The following is an 8,829-nucleotide window of genomic DNA, read 5'->3' as shown; positions in this document are numbered from 1 at the left end:
GGCTAAGCCAGCGATAAACAACACCTGCAATCACAGCGCCAATCATCGGTGCGACCCAGAACATCCAAAGCTGATCGAGTGCCCAATCACCCACAATCAGAGCAGGCCCAGTACTGCGCGCCGGGTTTACCGAGGTGTTGGTCACTGGAATACTGATTAAGTGAATAAGGGTCAGTGACAAACCAATGGCCAAGCCAGCAAAACCTGGGTTAGCGAGTTTGTGTGTCGCGCCCATAATGACAATCAAGAACATAAAGGTCATTAGCACTTCGGTAATAAAGCCTGACATCATGTCAAAGCCACCTGGAGAGTGTGCGCCATAGCCATTAGAAGCCAGTCCACCCGCGAGATCGAAGCCGGGTTGACCGCTAGCAATGATGTACACGGTGAATGCGCCCACGATGCCACCAGCAACCTGTACTACAATATAAGGGAGAAGTTCGCTGGTGGGGAAGCGACCACCAGCCCATAAGCCAACAGATACCGCGGGATTTAAATGACACCCTGAGATGTGACCAATGGCGTAAGCCATGGTGACCACAGTTAAGCCGAAAGCGAGCGCTACGCCCAAGAAGCCAATACCGAGGTCTGGAAAAGCCGCTGCAAAGACGGCGCTTCCGCAGCCACCGAGCACTAACCAGAATGTACCAATGAACTCTGCTGTCAATTTTTTCAACATATCACAACCTTCTTTTACTCAATGTTATGGAACGGCGGAATGTTAATCACCCAAGGTGCGCTAGAGCTTGCACCTAGTAAGTGATTTAAACCTAGCACATTATTCTAAGTGTGCAGTGAAAGCCGTCTTCCCACATGTTTACACCCGCCAAAAGCACTTATGACTTAGCGCCAAGGTCTTGTGTCACAAGTGAGTGAGTAGGGTGTCAATGTCGCAGCGATTGAACTAGTCATCGCTGTGGGAGGGTATATGTGTTACTTTTGAAAAATCAGAGAGTTGGCTAAAGAGGCGATTAAAATGATTAAAGTTGCGATTATTGGTGGATTAATCATTGTTGGCATATTGGCTGCGAAATTTCTTGATGAAAAGGCACAGAAAAAAGTCGTCATTGGATTGTGTGTTCTCGTGGCGGTTGCAGCGCTGAGTTTGGTGATCTCTGAACTAATACGATGATGGTCAAGCCCATCGGAGTAGAAAAAAAAGCGAACCATAAGGTTCGCTTTTTTGTGTTTCTTTATCGGGCTGCCGAGCGGCTTCTGTTGCCGGATGGGCGATTTTTAGCACCACTTGGTCTTGAGCTCGTTGGTTTAGAAGCTCCAGGCTTCGAACCTGCTGGTCTAGAGCCGTTTTGCGGCTTGCTAGCGCCTTGAGCCTTTGGCTTGCCTGAAACCGGTCGTTGACCGTTTCCAACTGGCTTACCTTTTGCTCCCTTGCCTTGACCCTGAGGTTTACGAATATCAGGTTGGTTAGGGTGCTTAGTGGCAAAGCGCTTCGTGCCAGGACGGTTCGAACCACGACGCTGTAAGGCAGCCATTTCTGCTTCGCTACCTTCACGCGGGATCAAACACCCTTCACGATCTCCGATCAGGTGTCGCTTGCCCATGCTGGTGAGGGCTTCACGAATGATTGGCCAGTTGGCTGGATCATGATAACGCAACAGCGCTTTGTGCAGACGGCGCTGAATTTCACCCTTAGCAACAAACAACTCTTCACGCTTCTTGTACTTCACGCGTTTCAGAGGATTCGTCTCAGAGTGATACATCGACGTTGCGTTACACATTGGCGATGGATAGAAATTCTGCACCTGATCGCACTGGAAATCGTTCTCTTTGAGCCACAGTGCAAGATTCAGCATGTCATCATCGGTACAGCCAGGGTGTGCCGCGATGAAGTACGGGATTAAATACTGCTTTTTACCCGCTTCTTTAGAATATTTCTCGAACAACTCTTTAAAGCGATCATAAGCGCCCATGCCGGGTTTCATCATCAGATCCAGCGTACCTTTTTCGGTATGCTCTGGAGCGATCTTCAGATAACCCCCTACATGGTGAGTCACCAATTCTTTCACATACTCTGGTGACTCAATCGCAAGGTCATAACGAACACCTGAAGCGATAACCACTTTCTTCACGCCAGGCAACTCACGCGCAGAGCGGTACAGATCAACGGTGTGTTTATGGTCTGTGTTTAATTTCTCACAGATTTTTGGAAACACACACGACGGTCGACGGCAGTTTTGCTCTGCACGAGGATCAGAACAGCCAAGGCGATACATGTTCGCCGTTGGGCCACCAAGGTCGGAAATCACGCCAGTAAACCCAGGTACCTTTTCACGAATGTCTTCAATTTCGTTCAGGATAGATTCCTTAGAACGGTTTTGAATAATGCGACCTTCGTGTTCGGTAATCGAACAGAATGAACAACCACCAAAACAGCCACGCATGATGTTGACCGAGGTTTTGATCATTTCATACGCAGGAATTTTTGCGTCGCCATATTTAGGGTGAGGGACACGTGCGAAAGGCAGGCCGAACACATAATCCATTTCTTCAGTCGTAAGAGGAATCGGTGGAGTGTTGACCCAAAGTTCACGTTCGCCGTGTTTCTGGATGAGTGCGCGTGCCGAATATGGGTTGGCTTCCAAATGCATGACGCGGCTTGCGTGTGCATAAAGGACTTTGTCGTTGACCAGTTTCTCAAAAGAAGGCAAACGAACATAACTGTTTTCTGCATCATGACGTGGCGGGCGAACCATGATGGGTTTCGGTTCGTCGTCTTTTTTGGTCTCGCAGGCCGTTTCAGTGGCATACGGGTTAGGCAGAACCATAGACTTGCCCGGCTTGTCTATGCGTGAGCTATCAACTTCCGTCATTTCTTCTGGTGCATTTTTCAGCATCACGGCTGTGCCGGCGATGCGGCTCATGCTCGCTGCGTTTTCGCCTTTTGCAAAGCGATGGGCAACTTCAACCAATGCGCGTTCAGCATTACCAAACAGAAGGATGTCAGCTTTCGAATCGCACAAAACCGAGCGACGGACTTTATCTGACCAATAGTCATAATGCGACAAGCGGCGAAGACTTGCTTCGATGCCACCCAGAACAATAGGCGTCTCTTTATAGGCTTCTTTACAGCGTTGGGTATATATCAATACTGCGCGATCGGGACGCTTGCCGCCTTTGTTATCAGGCGTGTAGGCATCGTCGTGACGAATTTTTTTGTCTGCGGTATAGCGGTTTATCATGGAATCCATGTTGCCCGCGGTGATACCGAAGAAGAGGTTTGGCTGACCTAGCGCCATGAACGCTTTTTTGTCTTGCCAATCGGGTTGCGCAATGATGCCGACACGGAAACCTTGAGCTTCTAGCGTACGACCAATAACAGCCATACCAAAACTCGGGTGATCGACATAAGCATCGCCTGTAACAATAATAATGTCACAGCTGTCCCAACCTAGCTGATCCATTTCCTCTCTGCTGGTTGGCAGAAAAGGTGAAGTGTCATAACACTCAGCCCAGTATTTAGGGTATTCAAAGATGGGAGTGACGGAATTGCGCATTTTTTGACCTCTTTCTCGCAAGGCGGCAATTATAGCGGCTTGTAGAGAGGAGAGCCAGAAGGTTTAAACCCGTAGTTTTGCAGGGTTTTTGGCGGTATTGGGCTGCACTACCCGAAAATGCAGCCCATTTGCATTAGAATTTGTAGTTCACACCCAGTGAAAATAGATACTGGCTGGCGGTATAGAAATCAATATTTGAGTCAATGTTGTTGTAGCCTGCCAATGAAATGAGGGACAAAGGCGTGACATCAAAAAGCTCACCGTATTCATACGCGAGGAAGACGCCGTATTCTTTGTCAGCACGTGTGGTACCAAAAACGGGATGATTCGCATCGTAGTCTCGAGCATGATATTTACCCGTCAGTACAATTTTATTTCGGCCAGCAAGGCTGAAATAGGAAAGCTCACCCCCTAGCGATTGATAAGACATTGCATCGCCTTCGGCTTCATGATCGTAGTAAACAAACGCGGGGGCGATACCCAATCCGCGACCGAGGAACTGACGGTAGCTGACCTTTGAATATAAGGTGTCACCTTCACGGTTTAACTGGCTTTGTTCACTGAGTGTGAACCCTGCAGTCCCGCTTTGCTCGTCGTCGATCTCGGTTTGTGCGTAGGCGATGTCAATAGACAGCGGAGAGCCACCAATACTATTCAACTGTAAACGGTAAGCATTGCCAGATTTGTCGGTTTCAGATCGCGCGGTATCTGTTAAGTAAGGATTTGACCATACTTCTTCTGACAACACGGTGGGTAAATATGCCACCGTAACTTTAGTGCCAGAGGCCAATTCTTGCTTGTAGCCAATTTCCAAAGCAACCGTACCGACGGCAATATCTTCACGGGTCGTACCGACGAAAATCTGCTGACTTAGCCCTTCCCCCCAGGTGAACGCCAAACTACCCAGAGGCCCAAAGATTGGGTTCGTCTCACGATTTCCACTGCTGTTTAGCGGCGCGTTTTTTATGGCTTCGCCACTGGTAGATAAATTGGAATCCGTGGATACCACACCGCCTAGCAGTGATATTTCGCCGCTGAGTCCGCCTCTTTCTGCCAGCCCAGCGTTAGCAAAAAAGGGCAGTACAATGAGACTGGTTAAAAGAGTGTGTTTAACATTCATGCGCGCAATGTCCTTTTGCTCTGACGATGTAAAGAGTCTGCCATCATAGCAAAGAGGATGGCTAGAAAAATAGTCATGAAAATCGATAAGTTAAAAATCTATTCAATGCGTTTTATTACTACGAACAGAACATTGGGAATCGATCATCACAGTTTGGCCATTAATTTTGTCAATACATCAATTTTTTGATTCGACAGTTGGCGATAGTCAAAATAGGGGCAAATAACGATGGGTAGCGTCGGGTGTCGGGCAAAGTCCTTGTCTAGCCATACACATTGTTCTGCGATACCCAGTTTTTGAGCATGAGTTTTCCCAGCGATAATGTGGATACCGCCGCTGTCGGCCAATGTGAGCAGATCATGGCGGCCAAAATACAACGCTGCGTTGGAGGCTTGTTGAAGCAATGCTTCATCTCGGTACCTCTGCCATGTAGCAAAACCTTGTGGGCGAAGCGTTGAATGCTCGGGCAGCGCATATAGTAGCTTTGCATAGACGTTGAACACTTTGCGCCAGCCATTACCTCCGGCTTGTCCAATGGCGTTTATGTCGCCATTGATGAGGGGCGTGTGGCTCCCAGTTAGAGGCATTTCACCCCATAGTGCGTGCAGAGGCGGTGCTTTCTCTACATAGACATTGATAGAAGGGTTACCTGAGCCGAGCGAAAAAGCGTGCACTGTGTTCATCCTGCTATTTGTTCTGTTGTACGAAATCGATAAACGCACGGTCTGCCAATGATAAGTAACCGTGTTTTCGCCACGCCATGGAAATATCCAATGTCACGGGTTCTTCAAATGGAATGGCAATGAGTCCAGGTTCGTGCTGTGTCACCAATTCAAGTAAAGCGGTAATAGCAAAGCCATGACGAACAATGTTTAAGATCATCGCCAACAGGTTGGTTTCAAAAGAAAGGTTGGGTGTGATTTTATGGCTTGCACAGATACGGTCAATGAATTCGCGGTGAAAATAGCCTTTTTTGAACATCACCAACTCTTCATCAAAGAAGGCTTGAAAACTCATCGAGGTTTGTTCCGCCAGTGGATGATCGGCACTGGTGACGGCAACCATTTGCGAAGAAATCAAATGAGTTGTGTCCAATGCGGCAGGGACATCCTGACTGTGAATCACCCCAATGTCGAGTTCGCCATCGAGTAGCATTTGTCGGATTGACTGTGTCCCTGCTTCTACCACACTGAGTTTAAGATCTGGGTATTTGCTTTTAAAGCCCATCAAAATGGAAGGGAAGAAGTAAGAACCCAGCATGCCAGGCACGCCTACACGAACTTCGCCTTTTTGTAAGCCTCTGAGTTCTGCCATTTCGGTGTTGGCGTCTTCAACCATTCTTAATATGCGGTAAGCGTGGGGAAGGAGAGTTTGGCCTTCTTGCGTGAGGTGCACTTGGCGTTCGTTGCGGTCAAATAGATTGAGGCCGATATTGGTTTCTAATTTCTTTATCGCAATACTCAAGGCAGGCTGGGCAATATTCAGCTTTCTGGCAGCGCGAGTGAAATTTTTCTGCTCGGCGACACTGACAAAATATCGAAGCTGTCTTAGATTCATGCTTTCTGTGCCTTTTGGTAGTCGATGTGAGTGTCAGAGATGGCTTATACCCAAGAATCTTGAGGTTGTTTGGGTATAGGTATTAATTAAAGATCTCACTTCAATATAATTAATATACTTTATATATTACTGATAGGTTGCTAATTTCACAGTATATTGTGAAATCAGTAATGTAGAGCATGATCGAATTACAAACACCCGCTTACCGTAAAGCCGCATTTGCCTTATCTTTTGGCTCCTTTCTGGTGTTCTGTAACCTGTATTTGTTCCAGCCAATGCTTCCTGTATTTGCAGATGCCTTTGTCGTCACCGCAACGAAAGCGAATTGGCTTCTCGCCGCGTCCACGCTCGGCTTATCGATTAGCTTGTTACCTTGGGCGTTATTGTCTGAGAGAGTTGGCCGTCGCCCGGTGATGCTTGCGAGCCTATTTTTGATGCCAATCGTCGGTTTTGCGTCACTGTACGTGGACGCGTTTTGGGGGCTGGTGGTGCTCAGAGCGCTAATGGGTATTGCGTTGGCTGGCTATGCGGCGGTCGCGGTGGCGTATATGGCGGACGAGTTTAGCCCGACCGCGCTTGTGGTCGCGGTAGGTGGCTACATCAGTGCTAACTCGTTAGGTGGGATATTCGGTCGCTTATTCGGTGGTTTGTTTTCGGATTTTTTCGGGTGGCAGGGCGCTGTGATGGCAATGGCAATATTGACGGCCATTGGCATTTTGTTGGTCTGGAGTCTATTGCCTGCTCAAACACGGTTCGTATCATCTAATACCTCGCTTATTGAGCAAACGAAAGTGATTGGTGAGCACGTTAAAACCCCCATATTGTGGGTTGCCATGATTATTGGTGGTGTGAATTTTGCCCTTTTCGTGAACTTCTACTCAGTGACAACATTTAGACTGTTAGCAGCACCTTTTAACCTTCCTGTCGGTATTGCATCGGCTATTTTCATTTGTTATCTCGCTGGCACGCTGACCTCTCGGCTAAGCGGGCGCTGGGCGAACCGGTATTCACCGATTTCAGGCATGACTTTTGGCACCGTGGTGACATTGTTTGGGGTATTGATAGCCAGCGTAGAAACTCAAGCGACCGTGGTCATTGGCTTACTCATTGTGAGTGGCGGCGCGTTTTTTACACACTCATTGGCTTATGGGTGGGTGAGTCGACGTACAACGAAAGGTAAAGCCACTGCAACGGCTCTCTATCTTGTTCACTACTATGTGGGTGGCAGTCTGGGTGGTTTCTATTTGATAGGGTGCTGGGAATATGCTGGGTGGTTCGCTGTCACGCTTGGTGCCGTATCATTGGCGGCACTCAATCTTGTTTTGATTCAGATATTGGGCTCGCTGGAAAAGAAGTTGCTCATGAAGGCATCGGTCATTGAGGCAAAAGGGTGAGTAATTAGTTGGCAGCCTCAAGCCAAGGGCGCTTATGTTTTTCTTGTAGATCTGCACCGCAGTGGTCAAACAGACGGCTGCAATCACGACCGTTATGCTTTGCGTGGTACAAAGCAAGATCCGCTTTTTCAAGTAACTGGTGAAGGCTATCTTGTGTCGAAAGACTGGTACTAATGCCGATGGATGTTGTCACTCTGATTGGCTCAGACACACCTTCTACATCGATTGCCAGATCGCGAATATTACTCATGATCCTCGTGGCTACCAATTGAGCGTTTTCTGCACTGCATTGCGGTAAAAAGAGAATGAATTCTTCGCCACCATAACGGCCAAATATATCCGATTTCCGTAACGTTTCTTGCACGGTTTTGGTGAATGCTTGCAGCACCATGTCGCCAGCGAAATGGCCATATTGATCGTTGATTCGCTTAAATTTATCAAGGTCCATCAACAGAACAGAATAGGGGCGTGATCGTGTGCGCGTATTCTCAATGTCGCGTTTCGCGAGGGTGAGCAACATGCGGCGATTGTATACCCCAGTAAGAGGATCAAGCGTCGCGTGACGGTATAAGCGAAGCATCATATGCAGTTTGGATGTTTGAGCCCAAATCACGAGAAAACCTACGACCGTTTGTAGCCAATAGATCGCAAAAATATCTAAAGAGAGAAGAAATCCGCTCTGAAAATCAACGTAGATCTGTGTCAGTGCTGTGGCAAGGATCAGTGAGAAAGACTCTCGAATAGATAAGGGAAATATCGTCAGCATAATGACATGCAGAAATGGCAGTAATGTGTAGCAATAAACGAACGTATTGATGGTGTGTGGGTAACCTAACACATGATTAGCCAACAAATAAAAGACATTGAAGCTCATGACCAAGGCGACTAATGCAATGCGGCAGTCGCGAAGAGAGTGACGTGAACGAACGATATGGGCAATGGTAAAAAGCGTGGCGGCGAGACAAATTCTAAGAATGGTCAGCGAGTAACTGCTGGTATCAAGTGTCAGGTTATCAACGGGTATCCATACGAGTGTTAGCGCCGCCCAAACATAACTAAGTGCAATAATGCGTGATCGCAGGTATGTCGCACGTGTTGTGTTGAAACTGGCAGCATGACGCTTTGCGCTCCAGAGTTCCTGAAGCGAAAGTTTAAAATGACGGTAGGATAACTCCATGTTTCCCCTGGTTTTCATTTCCGCACGAGCCAGTGATATTGTGATGGGTATTACGCAATTTTTTGA

8 protein-coding genes are annotated in these 8,829 nt (G+C 47.7%); 2 read left to right on the top strand and 6 right to left on the bottom strand.

Annotated elements, in window-relative coordinates; all coding sequences use genetic code 11:
• Nucleotides 1-679 (bottom strand): aquaporin Z (gene aqpZ / locus ACED36_RS19790; RefSeq protein ID WP_371733733.1); only part of this gene is annotated, 679 nt, incomplete at its 3' end.
• 297 nt (nt 680-976) lie between these two features.
• On the opposite strand from aqpZ, the gene ACED36_RS19785 reads away from it, so the two are divergent.
• Entirely contained in the window at nt 977-1,132 is a 156-nt protein-coding gene (locus ACED36_RS19785; RefSeq protein ID WP_016961436.1) for a hypothetical protein, read from the top strand.
• 61 nt (nt 1,133-1,193) lie between these two features.
• Here ACED36_RS19785 and ACED36_RS19780 read toward each other — a convergent pair whose 3' ends face one another.
• The 4 genes from ACED36_RS19780 to ACED36_RS19765 form a co-directional block, all read right to left on the bottom strand.
• On the bottom strand, nt 1,194-3,515 hold the full coding sequence (locus tag ACED36_RS19780) for a YgiQ family radical SAM protein (protein WP_371733732.1): 2,322 nt from the start codon (nt 3,513-3,515) through the stop codon (nt 1,194-1,196).
• Nucleotides 3,516-3,648: 133 nt separating this feature from the next.
• Nucleotides 3,649-4,635: a DUF2860 domain-containing protein gene (locus tag ACED36_RS19775; RefSeq protein ID WP_017004077.1), complete on the bottom strand. Its 987-nt coding sequence runs from the start codon at nt 4,633-4,635 to the stop codon at nt 3,649-3,651.
• A 146-nt stretch (nt 4,636-4,781) separates the two neighbouring features.
• Nucleotides 4,782-5,318, bottom strand: coding sequence for a hypothetical protein (locus tag ACED36_RS19770; protein WP_016961440.1), 537 nt, complete (start codon nt 5,316-5,318; stop codon nt 4,782-4,784).
• A 4-nt stretch (nt 5,319-5,322) separates the two neighbouring features.
• Complete coding sequence (locus ACED36_RS19765) at nt 5,323-6,192, bottom strand: LysR family transcriptional regulator (protein ID WP_016961441.1); 870 nt, start codon at nt 6,190-6,192, stop codon at nt 5,323-5,325.
• A gap of 179 nt (nt 6,193-6,371) precedes the next feature.
• On the opposite strand from ACED36_RS19765, the gene ACED36_RS19760 reads away from it, so the two are divergent.
• Entirely contained in the window at nt 6,372-7,586 is a 1,215-nt protein-coding gene (locus ACED36_RS19760) for an MFS transporter (protein ID WP_371733731.1), read from the top strand.
• Nucleotides 7,587-7,590: 4 nt separating this feature from the next.
• On the opposite strand, the gene ACED36_RS19755 is transcribed toward ACED36_RS19760, so the two are convergent.
• A complete protein-coding gene (locus ACED36_RS19755) occupies nt 7,591-8,763 on the bottom strand; it encodes a diguanylate cyclase (RefSeq protein ID WP_017004073.1) in 1,173 nt (390 codons plus the stop codon).
• Nucleotides 8,764-8,829 lie beyond the last annotated feature (66 nt).

The organism is Enterovibrio sp. FF113, assembly GCF_041439165.1.
GTDB lineage: Bacteria > Pseudomonadota > Gammaproteobacteria > Enterobacterales > Vibrionaceae > Enterovibrio > Enterovibrio norvegicus_A.
Note: the sequence above shows the minus strand (reverse complement) of the source record. Positions and strands in the feature narration are given on the sequence as shown.